17 protein-coding genes and 1 tRNA gene are annotated in these 16,731 nt (G+C 59.0%); 8 read left to right on the top strand and 10 right to left on the bottom strand.

Annotated elements, in window-relative coordinates:
* Window positions 1-27: 27 nt before the first annotated feature.
* Window positions 28-1,086: a PDDEXK nuclease domain-containing protein gene (locus AC1D1M_RS10275; RefSeq protein WP_477775542.1), complete on the bottom strand. Its 1,059-nt coding sequence runs from the start codon at window positions 1,084-1,086 to the stop codon at window positions 28-30.
* Window positions 1,087-1,339: 253 nt separating this feature from the next.
* Here AC1D1M_RS10275 and AC1D1M_RS10270 point away from each other — a divergent pair, with 253 nt between their 5' ends.
* The gene (locus tag AC1D1M_RS10270) at window positions 1,340-1,789 is read left to right on the top strand and encodes a carboxypeptidase regulatory-like domain-containing protein (RefSeq protein WP_477775541.1); all 450 of its coding nucleotides are present in this window, start codon (window positions 1,340-1,342) and stop codon (window positions 1,787-1,789) included.
* 123 nt (window positions 1,790-1,912) lie between these two features.
* On the opposite strand, the gene AC1D1M_RS10265 is transcribed toward AC1D1M_RS10270, so the two are convergent.
* The 7 genes from AC1D1M_RS10265 to panM form a co-directional block, all read right to left on the bottom strand.
* The gene (locus AC1D1M_RS10265) at window positions 1,913-2,704 is read right to left on the bottom strand and encodes a TSUP family transporter (RefSeq protein WP_477775540.1); all 792 of its coding nucleotides are present in this window, start codon (window positions 2,702-2,704) and stop codon (window positions 1,913-1,915) included.
* Window positions 2,705-2,745: 41 nt separating this feature from the next.
* Entirely contained in the window at window positions 2,746-3,825 is a 1,080-nt protein-coding gene (locus AC1D1M_RS10260) for a hypothetical protein (protein WP_477775539.1), read from the bottom strand.
* Between the two features lie 319 nt (window positions 3,826-4,144).
* Window positions 4,145-4,220, bottom strand: a tRNA-Phe gene (locus tag AC1D1M_RS10255).
* 103 nt (window positions 4,221-4,323) lie between these two features.
* A complete protein-coding gene (locus AC1D1M_RS10250) occupies window positions 4,324-4,596 on the bottom strand; it encodes an oxidative damage protection protein (RefSeq protein ID WP_007989188.1) in 273 nt (90 codons plus the stop codon).
* The gene (gene mutY / locus AC1D1M_RS10245) at window positions 4,593-5,660 is read right to left on the bottom strand and encodes an A/G-specific adenine glycosylase (protein WP_477775538.1); all 1,068 of its coding nucleotides are present in this window, start codon (window positions 5,658-5,660) and stop codon (window positions 4,593-4,595) included. The genes AC1D1M_RS10250 and mutY overlap by 4 nt, the downstream gene beginning before the upstream one ends.
* A complete protein-coding gene (locus AC1D1M_RS10240; protein WP_477775537.1) occupies window positions 5,657-7,888 on the bottom strand; it encodes an AsmA family protein in 2,232 nt (743 codons plus the stop codon). Before AC1D1M_RS10240 ends, mutY begins: the two co-directional genes overlap by 4 nt.
* Window positions 7,889-7,966: 78 nt before the next feature.
* On the bottom strand, window positions 7,967-8,371 hold the full coding sequence (panM, locus tag AC1D1M_RS10235) for an aspartate 1-decarboxylase autocleavage activator PanM (RefSeq protein ID WP_477775536.1): 405 nt from the start codon (window positions 8,369-8,371) through the stop codon (window positions 7,967-7,969).
* Between the two features lie 232 nt (window positions 8,372-8,603).
* On the opposite strand from panM, the gene AC1D1M_RS10230 reads away from it, so the two are divergent.
* The 7 genes from AC1D1M_RS10230 to AC1D1M_RS10200 all read left to right on the top strand — a co-directional run bounded on the left by AC1D1M_RS10230 (window position 8,604) and on the right by AC1D1M_RS10200 (window position 14,461).
* On the top strand, window positions 8,604-10,268 hold the full coding sequence (locus AC1D1M_RS10230; protein WP_477775535.1) for an OFA family MFS transporter: 1,665 nt from the start codon (window positions 8,604-8,606) through the stop codon (window positions 10,266-10,268).
* Window positions 10,269-10,573: 305 nt separating this feature from the next.
* Entirely contained in the window at window positions 10,574-11,167 is a 594-nt protein-coding gene (gene hisB / locus AC1D1M_RS10225) for an imidazoleglycerol-phosphate dehydratase HisB (protein WP_123367004.1), read from the top strand.
* Window positions 11,167-11,805: an imidazole glycerol phosphate synthase subunit HisH gene (gene hisH / locus AC1D1M_RS10220; protein WP_057712412.1), complete on the top strand. Its 639-nt coding sequence runs from the start codon at window positions 11,167-11,169 to the stop codon at window positions 11,803-11,805. The genes hisB and hisH overlap by 1 nt, the downstream gene beginning before the upstream one ends.
* On the top strand, window positions 11,806-12,063 hold the full coding sequence (locus tag AC1D1M_RS10215) for a DUF2164 domain-containing protein (RefSeq protein ID WP_093227621.1): 258 nt from the start codon (window positions 11,806-11,808) through the stop codon (window positions 12,061-12,063).
* 42 nt (window positions 12,064-12,105) lie between these two features.
* Window positions 12,106-12,843, top strand: a complete 738-nt coding sequence (hisA, locus tag AC1D1M_RS10210; RefSeq protein ID WP_007972753.1) for a 1-(5-phosphoribosyl)-5-[(5-phosphoribosylamino)methylideneamino]imidazole-4-carboxamide isomerase — start codon at window positions 12,106-12,108, stop codon at window positions 12,841-12,843.
* A gap of 9 nt (window positions 12,844-12,852) precedes the next feature.
* Window positions 12,853-13,623 carry an imidazole glycerol phosphate synthase subunit HisF gene (gene hisF, locus AC1D1M_RS10205; protein WP_090452593.1) on the top strand — a complete coding sequence of 257 codons (771 nt, stop codon included), beginning with the start codon at window positions 12,853-12,855 and terminating at the stop codon, window positions 13,621-13,623.
* A gap of 82 nt (window positions 13,624-13,705) precedes the next feature.
* Complete coding sequence (locus AC1D1M_RS10200) at window positions 13,706-14,461, top strand: substrate-binding periplasmic protein (protein WP_477775534.1); 756 nt, start codon at window positions 13,706-13,708, stop codon at window positions 14,459-14,461.
* Between the two features lie 145 nt (window positions 14,462-14,606).
* On the opposite strand, the gene AC1D1M_RS10195 is transcribed toward AC1D1M_RS10200, so the two are convergent.
* Together AC1D1M_RS10195 and AC1D1M_RS10190 are read right to left on the bottom strand one after the other, a co-directional pair.
* Window positions 14,607-15,383, bottom strand: coding sequence for a divergent polysaccharide deacetylase family protein (locus AC1D1M_RS10195; RefSeq protein WP_477775533.1), 777 nt, complete (start codon window positions 15,381-15,383; stop codon window positions 14,607-14,609).
* A gap of 1 nt (window position 15,384) precedes the next feature.
* On the bottom strand, window positions 15,385-16,704 hold the full coding sequence (locus AC1D1M_RS10190) for a S41 family peptidase (RefSeq protein ID WP_477775532.1): 1,320 nt from the start codon (window positions 16,702-16,704) through the stop codon (window positions 15,385-15,387).
* Between the last annotated feature and the right edge of the window lie 27 nt (window positions 16,705-16,731).

Here is a 16,731-nt window from a genome sequence, read left to right as displayed (position 1 = left end):
ATGCCGTTGATGAACAATCCATTGGCCTCAACGCAGTTGTTGATCGAGCAGTCGTTCTTCAAGTGCCGCCCGTTCCCGATCCAGCGCGTTACGCAGTTCCTCTTCACTCGGCAGGACAAGCTTGTACTTGCTGGCGAGCAGTTGCTCGTTTCCGTCCTGCACTGAGTAACGCACCACGGATTCATCCTTTTGCGCACAGAGAATGATGCCGACAGTGGGGCCGTCTTCCACGCCGCGTTTCAGGTCGTCGTACATGCGCACGTACATGTCCATCTGCCCCACATCCTGATGGGTCAGTTCACCGCGCTTGATATCGAAGATGACGAAGCACTTGAGCAAGTAGTTGTAGAACACCAGATCGATGTAGAAGTCTTTGCTGTCGGTACTGATGCGTTGCTGGCGGGCAATGAATGCGAAGCCCTTTCCCAGTTCCAGCAAGAAGCCCTGCAATTGTTCGATCAGCGCTTGTTCGATCTCGCTTTCCTGAAGCTTGCCGGCATTGGGTAAACCAAGAAACTCCAGTACCACTGGATCACGGATGAAATCCCGAGGGCTGGCTTTCATGTTCTGAATGTGGGTGGCAGCCTCCTGTTTGACGGCGCCACGATCGCGGCTCGCCAGCAGACGTTCGTAGTACAACGTATTGATCTGGCGCTCCAGGGCGCGGCTTGACCAGTTTTGGGTGGCTGATTCGTTCATGTACCAGAGGCGAGCGCTGTCGTTGTCGACCCGAAGCAGGCGTCGGTAGTGGGTCCAGCTCAATTCGGAGCGCAGTGCGTCGCGAATTGGAAACGCCTGATAAAACTGGCGCATTTTTCGCAGATTGGTCTCGTCAAAGCCCTTCCCGAAATCTGCCGTAAGCCTGTTTGCCAGGGTCGACAGTAACTCTTTGCCATACCTCGCCCGTCGCGCGCCGTTCTGTTCCAGCTCAACGATGTGCCGACCAATCTGCCAACAGGTTTGCACTTGAACGGTATCGACCGCCCGAAGCGCCTTGTGACGTGCCTGATGGATCAATTTGCCAAGGTTGCCAAGTAGTGATGCGAGATATGGGTCGTGAGTATCGTTGGGTGTGAGGGTCGTCATGAGGTCATCCGCAGCAGGTTGAACAGCGAAAGAGAATGACAAGTGAGCCCCCTTCGAAGATGCCGGGAGTTACTGAGAAACAGGCAGGAAATACCGGGTTCGCCGGCAGGACGGGTCTAAATCTGGGCGAGGGCTGAGGAACAAATGGCGTAGTACGTTTCGTACTCAGGCCAAATCAATCTAAACCCCTCCCTCCGACTGGAAATCCAAAGAGTGTAACGATTGGGTTCTGCAGAACCCGGGAGTCGTCATCATGAAATACCTCCATTCACTCCTGTTGCCTCTCTCCGCCGTCGGCGTGTTGATGTTTCCAGCGATGTCACCTGCCGCCAGCCTTGAGCCCATCGACAGCTCGGGGGTGCAGGTGCAAAGCCAGGAACAAAACGGCATCACCTACCTGTCCGGCGGTATCGGCGAGGATGAGTCCAAGGCCATCCAGCAAACCACCGGCTATAACCTGCACATGACGTTCTCTGTCGGGACGGGAAATGAATACACTCCTGACGTGAATGTAGTTATTCAGAAAGCCCCGGGGCAAACCGTGCTGACGCTCAACGAAGCCGGTCCGCTGGTCTACGTGAAACTGCCAGCCGGGAAATACACCGTCATTGCGACGCATCACGGAGAAACACGGCATGACGTTGCCGATGTTGGCAGTGGTGCAACCCGTAACCTGGTTTTCCACTGGGATGATGCGAGTTAGCGGGAGCCTGCAAATCAAGGGGCGCAATCAGACCCTGAATCTTGTGATTCAGGGTTTCTTGTATGTGGTGTCATGAACGGCGTACAGACCCGTCGGGGGCGCCGATCATTATCGACGTGATGATCATAACGACGCCAATGTCTGGATGAGTGCAACGCGTAAAGGGTTGGTTTCTACGCTCAGCAGCTTGATGGCCAGCGCGCAGCAGACCACGATCAACATAGGTTTGATCAACCGTGGTCCGACCCGGACAGCGGCCTGTGCACCCAATTGAGCGCCGACGAAGGCCGCCAAAGCCATGGCTATGGCTACCGGCCAGATAATCACACCTTTGGTGATAAAGACTGACAGAGAGCCGAGATTGCATGAGGCGTTGGCAAGTTTGGTAAAGCTCATGGCCCGCATCATGCCCAGGCCGCAGAGCAGTACGAATCCGACGATAAAGAAAGAGCCCACACCGGGGCCAAATATACCGTCGTAGAAGCCCAGAATCGGCGCAACGCTAAACGAAAAAAGCAGAATGCCGATTCTCTTGCGTCGATCTTCATTGGCTAGCTTTGGAGAGAGCGCAAAATAGATGGCTACCAGAATCAGCATGATAGGTACGCAAACTTCCAGGTAGCGCCTATCAATAGAGCTGACCAGCAAGGCACCGCTGGCGCCGCCAAAAAATCCGCAGACAACCAGGAAACGGCCTTCGCGCCACTCGATCATTCCTTTGCGAGCAAAGGTTACCGTTGCCGAAACGGTTGCCGAAGCGGCCTGGAACTTGTTCGTGGCAATCGCACTGATGGGATCCACCCCAGCCAGAAACAGTGCAGGCAAGGTTATTAATCCTCCGCCACCTGCTATTGCATCAAAAAAGCCGGCGCAAAATGCGACGAGCGCTAATAGGCTAATTACATCCCAAGACATTCCGATCCCTCTTTTGCAGGTACTGGCAAGTCATCCAAAAGTCAGCCCTGCAGCCTCAGCGGGTCTTCTGAAATAACGATAGGAGACGAAAATTTCGACAGGCCAAAAATGCGAACTAGCACCCGTCTGTTGTCTTGGATGATGTCCCGTCCGTGCAGCGCCCGAACGTTATTGATGAGCAAGGCGGACTCTTGCGTCAGCGTGTATTCGATTGGCGTTGCTTCGCGCACACCCTGGCAAAGGGCGGCATAGGCCGTTTTGACGAAACGTGAGGCATTGCCGTTAACCGAAAATCGGTATGAGTTGAAACGGGCCGCGAGCCCGACGTTGTCATCGAACTCCAGAATTGAAACATTGTGACCATCCTCTCCCTTGCCTCTGACAAAGGAGTCACTGCGGGTGAACTGAAAGCTCCCCGTAGTCAGTGCGAGGCAGTTGGTTATGCCGATTTTTTCGAGTATGGGAGGCAGTGGAATGACTCGTGTCGGCTCCCGGCTCGGGTTCCACAAGGCTGAGAGTATCAGCGACGACGGCGAGGGTGAGTGTCCGTCTTTCGCGTTTATGGCGCACCAGTAGGGCGCCTCTGTGTGTGGGCCTAGCGCCAGGCCGGAGTGGGAGTTCAATTCTTTGATGTCCGGTTCGGCAGGGATTCTGGTCAGTCCGCCGCCCTTGAAGTTGGCCACCAGTCGTACCAGTTTTCCGTCATTGTCCATGTCGTAGGCAAAGGCCCTGTTATCTACCAGTTTCAACAGGATCTGATTGCGGGCGGCCAGGCAAAGGACGTCGCTTCGGTTTTCCAGGGAAGTCTGGTCTGGTAGTTCATCTGGAGGGCTGGCGTCTGAGATTTTTTGCAACCCATCAAAGATCAATACGGAAACAAGGCCATCGGAATAGGCACTCAACAGTTCGCATTGGTCTTTCGAGAACGAGAACTTCAATTCAATAGCTGCCAAAGCGGCTTTGGACTTGGCTCCCGGTGCCTGTGGCCCACCGATGGCGGCCAGTTCTTCGGCGAATGTGTGAAGCAGCGTTGACTGCGGAATATCAAAGCTGAAAGTTCTGATTTCCTGTTCGGTAAAAAGCTCAGCGGTTTCGACGTCTGGTTGAACGGCGTCAGTCATTTTCTACATCCCTGCTGTGTATCTGCTGCCGGTTATGCTGCAGCTCCTCCTTTGATTCTGCACAAACTGTTAATCGGCGTATGTCATCCATTTCCGTTAAAGCAGACAGAGCGTTCTGACAGAGCAGGGACAATCAGGAATTACCGATATCCGATGCCTGAAGGCTTTTCGGTAGTCAGCCTCGGCAACCGTTACGGGCGCTTGCGGGCGTGGTGACAGGAGGTGGGGAATTGTCGCTTCGATGGAGGCTGGACCGGTGCCTCATCAAATCGCAGGCATAAAAAAACCCTGAATCTTGCGATTCAGGGTTTTCGGTATTTGGTGCCCAGAGACGGAATCGAACCGCCGACACGGGGATTTTCAATCCCCTGCTCTACCGACTGAGCTATCTGGGCAACGGGGCGCATTAAACGGGTTTTTCAGGGGGTCGTCAAGCAAGTTTTCAAAAAAATTTTAATTATTACCGTCGCTTACGTTCCGACCCCCGATAAATCGGGGTTATTCCGACGGCGGTACGTAGCCTTCGGCCTTGGCGTAATCCTCGCCGGAGAAGTACTTGTCCATCTCGCCCTGAAGATATTTGCGATCTTCGGCGTTCATCATGTTCAGGCGTTTTTCGTTGATCAGCAGGGTCTGGTGCTTCTGCCAGTCGGCCCAGGCCTTTTGCGAGACGTGGTCAAAAATGTCCTGGCCTTTGGCGCCCGGGAAGGGAGCGCGCTCCAGGCCTGGCAATTCTTCTTTGTACTTGCGGCACATGATGGTGCGGGTCATGACGACTCTCCTGCGTTCAATACGGCGGCCGCGCGTTCGAGCAAGGTTTTGACCGGGGCGGCAAGGCCCAGGCGCGGCGGGGTGGCGAGGTTATACCAGAGCCAGTCAGCCTCGGCCACGTGATGGCCGGACTCCTGGACCTGAACCAGCCAGGGTTCGATGGATAACTGAAAATGGCTGAAGGTGTGCACCAGGCTCGGCAATGCCTGTTGTGTGCCCAGTTCCAGCGAGTGCTGCGCTGCCAGATGTTCCAGGTCGTCGAGGTCGTCGAGTTCCGGCAGGCTCCACAAACCGCCCCACAGGCCCGTGGACGGTCGACGGTAAAGCAGGATCGCGCCCTCGCCGTTGGCGAGCATCGGCATCAGCGTGCGTTTCTGCGGGATGGCTTTGCGCGGTTTGGGGATCGGGTAGCGGGTTTCCAGGCCAAGCATGTGCGCCTCACAGCCCTTTTCCAGCGGGCACAGCAGGCAGCTCGGTTTGCTGCGGGTGCAGAGCGTGGCACCGAGGTCCATCATCGCCTGGGTGTAGGCGTTGACGCGGGTCTGCGGCGTAAAGCGCTCAGCGTTGGCCCAGAGCTGTTTGGCGACCTTCGGCTCGCCGGGGTAGCCCTCTTGCGCGGTAAAGCGCGCCAGCACCCGTTTGACGTTGCCGTCGAGGATCGGCGCGCGCAGGCCCATGCTGATGCTGGCAATGGCACCAGCGGTGGACAGGCCGATCCCCGGTAGATCCGTGAGTTTTTCCACGTCACGGGGAAATTCGCCGCCGTACTGCTCGACGACGATCTTCGCGGTCTTCTGCAAATTGCGCGCGCGGGTGTAGTAACCCAGGCCCGTCCACAGGTGCAGCACTTCGTCTTCCGGTGCCGCCGCCAGGGCTTCAACCGTTGGCAATGAGGCCATGAAGCGGTCGAAGTAGTTCAGCACGGTGCTGACCTGGGTCTGCTGCAACATGATTTCCGAGACCCATACCCGATACGGGTTGATGTCCTGCTGCCAGGGCAAATCGTGCCGGCCGTGGCGGTCGAACCAGTCCAGTACCGCCGTTGAAAACTGCTCGGCTCTCATCGCTTGAACAGCTCCTTGAGCGCGTCTTTCAGTTTCGGGTTGACCTTGTCGCCCCATTTCTCGTCGATTTTGTCGCTGATCCTGTCGCCAGCCAGTTTGGCCGCGACCTGGCTCATGCGGTCGTTATCCAAACGGCAAGCCTTGGCGCCCAGTTCCAGTGGGCCGCGGCAGCGCAGTGGCCACTCGATGCCGACAAACTTGTCGCCGACCTGACAGGCCGGGTCCGGCATGGCGCTGGTATCGCCTTCGACGATGATGCCGACGCGGTAGTCCATGCCCAGTACTCGCAGATCGATGTCACCGTCACCGTTGACGGTCATGCCCGGGATGCGCACTTTCAGGTCCGGGTTGCTGGCCACGCCGTTACGCAAGGTCAGGTTGCCCTTGAGCTCCTGGAACGGTGTGTCCTTGCCCCGTGGCTCGCCGTTGAGCGTTTTGCGGTTGAGCGTGGCGATGCCTTTGCACAGCTGTTGCTCAAGGTTGGCGTTGAGCAGCACGCCATTGTTGATGACGAAACTGGCGTTGCCGTTGAGGGTTTCGATCAACGCTTTCTGGCTGTTGCCGCTGCCGGTCAGGCTGCTGTTGAGCGTGACCAGGCCTTTGACCGGCGGATTCTTGCCCTGGCTTTCGAGGATTTTTTCTGCCGGTACCCGGCTGATCTTCGTCTGCAGGTTCAGCGCCGGCACTGGCTGGCGCACATCGAGCGTGCCGGTGGTTTCGAAGTTGCCCTCGTACAGATCGCCGCGCAGGTTGGCCAGTGTCAGCAGGCCGCCCTGGCCGCTGGCCTTGAGCGTAGCGTTATGGATCGGCAGTTTTTGCAGGGTCAACTGGCCGAAGGTCAGGTCGGCGTCCACATCGAGCTTGCTCAAGCGCTCCACTGGCAACAGGCGTTCGTTACTCCACGCGTCCTTGGTCGGTGCGGGCGGCAGTGGTGTGCTGCCCGCGCCGGCCATGGCATCGGCTTCGGTGCTGGCGACTTCGGCCTGGCGTACTTGTGTCGTGCTATTGGCCTCGGCGGATTTCGGTGGCAGGTAACGGTCGACGTTGAAGGTGTCGGCCTTGAGTACTGCGCGCAGCGATTGCTTTGCGAAATCTTCGACGGCGATACGGCCGCTGAAGGTGCTGTCGTCGACTTTCAGGTTGAGGTCGTCGAGCGCCAGGCTGGTGGGTGTTGCTGCCAGACGGCTGACCAGTTCGACCTTGCTCAGGCTGCCTTCGGCCATGGCCGGGAGTTTCTGGCCGATGCTGTCGACGAATTTCGCCAGGTCAAACTGGGCAATCGAGATGCCGCCGCTGACTTGCGGGGTCTTGTCGAGGTCGTTGACCTTCACTTCACCCAATGCCCGCAGTTGGTTGGCGGAGATCTTGATGCCGGTCCATTCGGCAACGTTGGCGGCCTTGTCCAGCGCCAGCTGGCCCTGGGCGGAGAACGTCATGGTCTTGCCTTGCAACGGGTCGCCGGCGACTTCACCGGACAGTCTCATGTCTTCAAATTTGTAGCGTTGCAAGGCGCGCTCGATGCGCAGCTCGCCGTTGAGCTCGGTGCGCACCCGCAAGACTGGCTGATTGGTGCCCAGGAAGGCGGTGAGTTTGACCGGGATGTTGATGGAATCGTGCACCGCGCCGGTACTCAGCTGGATGCTTTCGGCGCTGAACTGCTTGCCGGTTTTTTCGTCGTTGTACTCAACGCGGGCGTTGTTGACGGTCAGGCTGTCGATGTCCAGGCGAATGGGTTGTGCTGGTTTTTCCGCTGCGGCAGTAGTTTGTGCAGCAGGTTCGCCGGCGCTCTCGGCTGGAGTGATCGAGGCGGTGTTGGCTGGTGCAGGCAGCTTGCCGATGTCCTCCCAGTTGCCGTGACCATCCTTGTCGCGGTTCAGGCGCAGGTTCAGGCCTTCGACGCGCACGTCGCTCATCTGCACTTCGCGGCGCAGCAGCGGCAGTACGCGCACCGACAGGCCGAGCATCTGCAAGTCGGCGTACGGTTCGGTCGGTTTGACCATGGTCGCGACACTGGCGTCGTGCAACTCCAGGCCCAGCCATGGGAACAGGCTCCAGCCGATATCGCCATTGAGCGTCAGCTCGATGTGGGCCTTGTCGCGGGCAATCTGGCGAATCTCGTCTTTGTAGTCGTTGGGATCGAAGAGGTGGGTCAGGGCAAAGCCCAGCGCCACAATGATCAGCAACAGCCCGAGAAGTACCAGACCCAGGATTTTGCCGAACGCTTTCATGGGCGAGTCCTTGTAATTAGTCGAATTCAAAATTTAGCCGAGGAGTATAGCGCCCCCGAACAGACGACCGGTCAGCGATCACGCCGGCAGTACATCCAGCGGAAGTTTCAGCTTGGCGGCCAGTGCCTGCGCCTCCAGATGTCCGGCAGGCGCCAGCAAGCGCAGCGTCATACCCGATTGAGCGGCCATTTTTTGCGCTTCGGTGACCAGTCGCTCGGCAACACCACGGCGGCGGGTAATTTTTCGCACACATATTTGGGACAAGTGCCAGGCGTCTTGGTGCCTTTGCAAGCGGGCCGCGCCCAGCAGGCGATCGTTGAAGCGTCCGGCGATCAGTGTGCCGTCGCGCAAACAGTCTTCGATCAACTGCGCTTCCCCGGAAAACGGCGCGAACAACCAGTCCGGAGCGTCGCGGTAGATCTTCTGCAGATCCTGCCGATCCTGGGCAGTGGCTTGGTTCAGCGGCTCGACAATGATCGGCATGGTGATTCCTGTGAGGTCATGAAGCGATGGAGATCAGATGACGTACAAAACGTGATGTCAGTTTGGTTTTTCTGTCACTTGCAGATGGTAACCTTTGTCCGTTCGTCCGTCCTTCTGCGACCTGTTGTCGCACAACAAGGCGCTCCACCGAAAAAAACGGTCATGCCTGCGTGCATAAAGGCCGGGAGTGAACTGTGGATGGCGAACCCTACTGATAATTGGGGGATACACAATGACCACGAGCATTACGGCGGACGGCTTCCGTGCTGACCAGCCTGCGTTCCTGTCCAAGGAGCGGATCATCGCCAAGCCCGGTTTTAACCGTTGGCTGGTGCCACCGGCCGCGCTGGCCATCCACTTGTGCATTGGCATGGCCTACGGCTTTTCGGTGTTCTGGTTGCCGCTGTCCAAGGCGCTGGGCATCACCGCTCCAGTGGCCTGCGCACCCGACATGAGTTTTATCGCACAAGTCTTTTCGTCCCAGTGTGACTGGCCGATCTCGATGCTCGGCTGGATCTACACCCTGTTCTTCATCTTCCTCGGTTGCTCGGCCGCCATCTGGGGTGGCTGGCTGGAACACGCCGGACCGCGCAAGGCCGGTGTCGTATCGGCACTGTGCTGGTGTGGCGGCCTGTTGATTTCGGCGCTAGGGGTGTACACCCACCAGATCTGGCTGATGTGGATCGGCTCCGGGGTCATTGGCGGTATCGGCCTGGGCCTGGGTTACATTTCGCCGGTGTCGACCCTGATCAAATGGTTCCCGGACAAGCGCGGCATGGCGACCGGCATGGCGATCATGGGCTTCGGCGGCGGCGCAATGGTCGGCGCTCCGCTGGCGGCGGCGCTGATGGGGCATTTCGCTTCGCCAACCAGCGTCGGCGTCTGGCAGAGCTTCCTGGTGATGGCCGCGATCTACTTCGTGTTCATGATCGGTGGCGCGCTGTCCTACCGCGTTCCGCCAACCGGCTGGAAGCCAGAAGGCTGGACGGCCCCGGCGAAAAAAGCCTCGAACGCGATGATCACTCATCGTCATGTTCACGTGAATGTGGCCTGGAAGACGCCGCAGTTCCGTCTGGTGTGGCTGGTGCTGTGCCTGAACGTATCGGCCGGTATCGGCATCCTCGGCATGGCGTCGCCGCTGTTGCAGGAAGTGTTCGCTGGCAAGTTGCTGGGCAATGACCTGACCTTCGGTCAGCTGGACGCCTCGCAACTGGCTTCAATCGCCGCCATCGCTGCCGGTTTCACCGGTTTACTGAGCCTGTTCAACATCGGCGGGCGCTTCTTCTGGGCTTCGTTCTCGGATTACCTGGGCCGTAAAAACACTTACTTCGTGTTCTTCGCCCTGGGCTTTGCCCTGTACGGACTGATTCCGAACCTGGGTCACCTGGGCAGCATCGCGCTGTTCGTGGCGGCGTTCTGCATCATCCTGTCGATGTATGGCGGTGGTTTCGCGACTGTTCCGGCGTATCTGGCGGACCTGTTCGGTACGCAAATGGTCGGTGCGATCCACGGTCGCCTGCTGACGGCGTGGGCTGCCGCCGGCGTGCTCGGTCCAGTGCTGGTGAACTACCTGCGTGAATATCAGCTGAGCATCGGCGTCGAGCGCACAGCGGCGTACGACATCACCCTGTACATCCTCGCCGGCCTGCTGGTGCTGGGTTTCCTGTGCAACCTGCTGGTGCGTCCGGTGGCGGACAAGTACTTCATGACCGACGCCGAACTGGCCGCCGAACAGGCGCTGGGCCATGACAAAGGCGCTGACAGCAGCACCGTGCTGGAGTGGAAAGCCGCGCCGGGCACCAAGCCGCTGGCGATTGCGGCGTGGCTGGTGGTGGGCATTCCGCTGGCGTGGGGTGTTTGGGTGACCTTGCAGAAGACGGCGGTGCTGTTTCACTAAGGTGTTCATGGGTTGACAACAGCCAGTCCTGAATAAACACCGACACTGTGGGAGCGAGCTTGCTCGCGATAGCGGTCTGACAGTCGACAGAAAGGTTGAATGTGAGGGCCCCATCGCGAGCAATCGAGCGTCGACCGGCTGCTCCCACAGTTGTTTTGTGGTGTGCCAAATGGCTTGTATGGACATGTCTATCGCTGGCACCCCCGGATTCACTCCGTCAGGGATATCACCTCGCGTGTTTCTGTTTGGCGCCCGCACGCCTATAATGGCTGCCTTTTTCGCCCAATGATTTTGCGGAGCTGGTGATGGCCGAACGTAAGGCGTCTGTCGAGCGCGACACTCTGGAAACCCAGATCAAAGCCTCGATCAACCTCGATGGCACCGGAAAGGCCCGATTTGATATCGGTGTTCCTTTTCTTGAGCACATGCTGGACCAGATCGCCCGTCACGGGTTGATCGACATGGATATTGTCAGCAAGGGCGACCTGCATATCGATGACCACCACACGGTGGAAGACGTCGGTATCACCCTCGGCCAGGCGTTTGCCAAAGCCATCGGCGACAAAAAAGGCATCCGTCGCTACGGCCACGCCTACGTGCCGCTCGATGAAGCGCTGTCGCGCGTGGTGATCGACTTCTCCGGCCGTCCAGGCCTGCAGATGCACGTGCCGTACACCCGCGCCACCGTCGGCGGCTTCGACGTTGACCTGTTCCAGGAATTCTTCCAGGGCTTCGTCAACCATGCATTGGTCAGCCTGCACATCGATAACCTGCGTGGCACCAACACCCACCACCAGATCGAAACCGTGTTCAAGGCTTTCGGCCGCGCCCTGCGCATGGCCGTCGAGCTCGATGACCGCATGGCCGGGCAAATGCCATCGACCAAGGGCGTTCTGTAATGCAGACAGTCGCGGTTATCGATTACGGCATGGGCAACCTGCACTCGGTGGCCAAGGCCCTCGAGCACGTGGGTGCCGGCAAGGTGCTGATCACCAGCGATGCGAACGTGATTCGCGAAGCCGACCGGGTGGTTTTCCCCGGCGTTGGCGCGATTCGCGACTGCATGGCGGAGATCCGTCGCCTCGGCTTCGATTCGCTGGTACGTGAAGTTAGCCAGGACCGTCCGTTCCTTGGCATCTGCGTGGGCATGCAAGCCTTGCTCGACACCAGCGAAGAGAACGACGGTGTCGACTGCATCGGTCTGTTCCCGGGCGCGGTGAAGTTTTTCGGCAAAGACCTGCATGAAGACGGCGAACACCTGAAAGTCCCGCACATGGGCTGGAACGAAGTGAAGCAGAAGGTGAGTCACCCGCTGTGGCACGACATTCCGGACCTGGCGCGGTTCTACTTTGTGCACAGCTACTACATCGCTGCCGCCAACGCGCGGCAGGTGGTGGGTGGCGGTCACTACGGTGTCGATTTCGCCGCGGCGCTGGCCGAAGGCTCGCGATTCGCCGTGCAGTTCCACCCGGAGAAAAGCCATACCCATGGCCTGCAATTGCTGCAGAACTTCGCTGCGTGGGACGGTCGCTGGTAAATGGCAATCAAGAAAAAGCCGCCGATTCTGACCCTCACTCCCGAGCAGGAGAGCGAGGCCAATCGCAAGATCAAGCGTTTCATGGAAGACCGATTCGAACTCGACCTCGGCTCGTTCGAGGCGGCGGAGATTCTTGAGCTGTTTACCCGTGAAATTGCTCCGCACTATTACAACAGGGCGATTTTCGATGTGCAGGCGCACCTCAAAGAGAGGTTCGAAAGCATCGAAAGCGACCTGTGGGCGCTCGAAAAAAACTGATTTCCGAGCCAAGCTGAACATTCAAATTTGAAGGTTTGCCAGATGCTGATTATTCCCGCTATCGATCTTAAAGACGGTGCCTGTGTTCGTCTGCGCCAGGGCCGCATGGAAGATTCCACGGTGTTCTCCGATGACCCGGTGAGCATGGCTGCCAAGTGGGTGGAGGGCGGTTGCCGCCGTCTGCATCTGGTCGACCTGAACGGCGCCTTCGAAGGCCAGCCGGTCAACGGCGAAGTGGTCACCGCCATCGCCAAGCGCTACCCGAACCTGCCGATCCAGATCGGCGGTGGTATCCGCTCCCTGGAAACCATCGAGCACTACGTGAAAGCGGGCGTGAGCTACGTGATCATTGGCACCAAGGCCGTGAAAGATCCGGCCTTCGTCGCCGAAGCCTGCCGCGCATTCCCGGGCAAGGTGATTGTCGGTCTGGACGCCAAAGACGGCTTCGTCGCAACCGACGGCTGGGCTGAAATCAGCACCATTCAGGTGATCGACCTGGCCAAGCAATTTGAAGCCGACGGCGTTTCCGCGATCGTTTATACCGACATCGCCAAAGACGGCATGATGCAGGGCTGCAACGTACCGTTCACCGCCGCATTGGCTGCTGCAACAAAGATCCCGGTGATCGCTTCCGGCGGCATCCACAACCTGGGTGACATCAAGACCCTGCTCGACGCCAAGGCGCCAGGCATCATCGGTGCGATCACGGGGCGTGCGATCTACGAAGGCACCCTCGACGTCGCTGAAGCGCAAGCTTTCTGCGATTCGTACAAAGGCTGAGGACTGATCATGGCGCTGGCCAAACGCATCATCCCTTGCCTGGACGTGGACAACGGCCGGGTGGTCAAGGGTGTGAAATTCGAAAACATCCGCGACGCCGGTGACCCGGTGGAAATTGCTCGTCGTTACGACGAGCAGGGTGCCGACGAGATTACCTTTCTCGACATCACCGCCAGCGTCGATGGCCGCGACACCACGCTGCACACCGTTGAGCGCATGGCCAGCCAGGTGTTCATCCCGCTGACCGTGGGCGGTGGCGTGCGCACGGTGCAAGACATTCGCAACCTGCTCAATGCCGGTGCGGACAAGGTTTCGATCAACACCGCAGCGGTGTTCAACCCGGAATTCGTCGGCGAAGCCGCGCAGCATTTCGGTTCGCAATGCATAGTGGTAGCCATCGATGCGAAGAAGGTTTCCGGTCCGGGCGAAACCCCGCGCTGGGAGATCTTCACCCATGGCGGGCGCAAGCCAACCGGTCTCGACGCCGTTGAGTGGGCGAAGAAAATGGAAGGCCTGGGTGCCGGCGAAATCCTGCTGACCAGCATGGATCAGGACGGCATGAAAAACGGCTTCGACCTGGGCGTCACCCGCGCCATCAGCGATGCGCTGGGCATTCCAGTGATTGCCTCCGGTGGTGTCGGCAACCTGCAGCACCTGGCGGACGGCATTATTGAAGGCCACGCCAGCGCTGTACTGGCGGCGAGTATTTTCCACTTCGGCGAATACACGGTGCAGGAAGCCAAGGCCTACATGGCTAAACGCGGCATCGTGATGCGCTAAGCGCCAAAAACGATACAGGCCAGTGGACACCATGGCGTACCCAAGGCACTCTTGGGTACGCCATGGATTTCGGTAGCCAGACATGCTTAAACGCTTTCTTCTCGCTCTCGCCAGCGCTTCCCTGTTGCTCATTTACGGGGCACACGCTGCAGACCGTCCCGATACCGACCTGGTGTTGCTGACGGAAAACTTCCCGCCGTACAACATGGCGAAGAACGGCAAGAACTTCGCTCAGGACGAGAACATCAATGGCATCGCCACCGATATCGTCCGCGAGATATTCAAGCGCGCCGACATTACCTACAGCCTGACGCTGCGTTTCCCTTGGGAGCGAATCTACAAACTCACCCTGGAAAAACCCGGTTACGGCGTATTCGTCATGGCGCGGTTGCCGGATCGCGAGAAGCTATTCAAATGGGTCGGCCCAATTGGCCCGGACGACTGGATCATGCTGGCCAAGGCTGACAGCAAGATCACCCTCGAAACCTTGAATGACGCGCGCAAATACAAGATCGGCGCCTACAAGGGCGACGCGATTGCCGAGACGCTGGCCAAGCAAGGCCTCAACCCCATCGTTGTGCTGCGAGATCAGGACAACGCCCGGAAACTGGTCAACGGCCAGATCGACCTGTGGGCCACCGGTGACCCGGCCGGGCGCTATCTGGCGCGCCAGGAAGGGGTTAGCGGGTTGAAAACCGTACTGCGTTTCAACAGTGCCGAACTGTACCTGGCACTGAACAAGGACGTGCCGGACGAGACGGTGGCCAAGCTCCAGGCGGCGCTGGACCAGATGCGCAAGGAAGGGCGGGTGGACGAGATCATGGGGCAGTATCTCTAACGCCCGACACCCTCATTCAGCCATGTACATATCACTGTGGGAGCGAGCTTGCTCGCGATGGCGTCGAGTCAGTCGACATCATTGTTGAATGACAGATCGCTATCGCGAGCAAGCTCGCTCCCACAGGGGGTCTGCGGTGTAGATACTAGTGGTACACCCCATCCTTGCCATGCGCAGCCGTCGCCCGGTTACCGCGCACACTGATCATCTGCCTGATATCAATCCACTCGATCCCCTGAGCCTTGAGCTTGGGCAATTCGCGCTCCAGCACCGCCAATGTCTGTGGATACGGATGCCCGATCATCACCGCCGAACCCTGCTTGTGCGCGAGGCTGATCGCGGTCTGCAACTGGGTCAGGATCGCTGCTTCAGTTCGCTCATCGTCGAGAAACACATCCCGCGAAACGCTCGCCAGACCGATCTTCTGCGCTTGGGCAGCGGCTACTGTCTGGGCGCTGGTGCGGCTGTCGACGAAGAATTTATGCCGGCGCTGCAAATCGGCCATCAACCACGCCATGGCGGCTGGCTGTGCGGTCATGCGGCTGCCCATGTGATTGTTGATGCCGCTGGTGTACGGGACCATTTTGAACGCGGCGTTCAGGCGCTTTTCCAGTTCCTCGATGGGCAGCTCGGGATGCCAGGCGAACGGTCCGGTGGCCGGATCCATGGGCATGTGCAGAATGACGATTTTGCCGGCGCGATGGGCTTCGCGGGCGAATTCGGTGGCGTGCGGTGTGTCGGGCATGATCGCCGTGGTCACCGGACCGGGCAGGGCCAGCACGCGGCGATCCCGGGGCAGGTTCTGCCCCAGGTCATCGATGATCAGACTCAGGTAGGCTTTGTGGGGTGTTGATCCGGCGGGTTCTGCGTGAGCAACGCCCGCCAGACAACACAACAGACCGATCAGCAACCGCAGAAGCATCTCAACGGCCGGACGTGATGCTCAGCCCTTTGAGCAGGCTCAGGGCCTGGGCCAATTGGTAATCATCGTCCTGTGGCATAGGTTTGGCCTTGCCGCTGGCGCCGGTCGGTTTGTCGGCGCCGCCGTTGCCATTGCCCAGGTGACCCTGCAAGTCAGCTTCCTTGAAGTAATCGCTGTCCTGCTCGCTGGTGATCTTGGCCTTGCGTACTTCGATATCCGGCACGATGCCCTGGGCCTGGATGGAACGGCCATTCGGCGTGTAATACAGCGCCGTGGTGATCTTCAATGCGCGCTCGTTGTTAAGCGGCAGAACCGTTTGTACCGAGCCCTTGCCGAAACTGGTGGTGCCCATCAGTACGGCGCGTTTCTGGTCTTGCAGGGCGCCGGCGACAATTTCCGAAGCCGAGGCGCTGCCGCCGTTGATCAGCACGACCATTGGCACGGCTTCGCTTTCGTCTTTGCCGGTGGCAGAGAAACGCAGCTCGGAGTTGGCGATGCGGCCCTTGGTGTAAACGATCAGGCCCTTGGTGATGAAGTGGTCGACCACTTCCACCGCCGCCTGCAACACACCGCCCGGGTTGTTACGCAGGTCGAGAATGATGCCTTTGAGCTTCTTGCCGTTGTCCTTGCGCAGCTTGGCCAGGGCCTTGGAGACTTCTTCGCCTGTCTTGACCTGGAACTGGGTGATGCGGATATAGCCGTAGCCGGATTCCAGCAACTGGCTCTTCACGCTCTTCACCTGGATGACGGCGCGGGTCAGGGTCACGTCGAACGGCGTGCCGCCGTCGCGCACCAGGGTCAGGGTGATTTTCTGGCCGATCTTGCCGCGCATCTTGTCCACGGCTTCGGTCATGCTCTGGCCACGGGTCGGCTGGCCGTTGATCTTGACGATGAAGTCGCCGGCCTGAATGCCGGCCTTGGAGGCCGGAGTGTCGTCAATGGGCGACACCACCTTGATGAAGCCGTCTTCGGCGCCGACTTCGATACCCAGGCCACCGAATTCACCGCTGGTGCTTTCCTGCAACTCGGCGAAATCTTCAGGGCCGAGGTAGGCCGAATGCGGATCGAGGTTGCTGAGCATGCCCTTGATGGCGTTTTCCAGCAGGGTCTTGTCGTCCACCGGTTCGACATAAGCGGCTTTGATCCGGTCCATCACCTCGGCAAAGGTGCGCAATTCGTCCAGCGGCAGTGGCGCCTTGGTGGTCGCAGCAGTGCCCGCAGGCGCAACCGCCGGGGCTGGTTGAGCGGCAAACGCCAGAGGCGCGCCGATCACCAGGGCGATCGTCAGGGCCAGCGAGGTAAGGCGGGACAAATGCAGCATGTCGAACGAACTCCTAATGTAGGTAAC

The organism is Pseudomonas sp. P1_F7 (assembly GCF_056405655.1).
The sequence above is the reverse complement of the archived record's forward strand: the minus strand, read 5'-3'. Positions and strand labels throughout refer to the sequence as shown.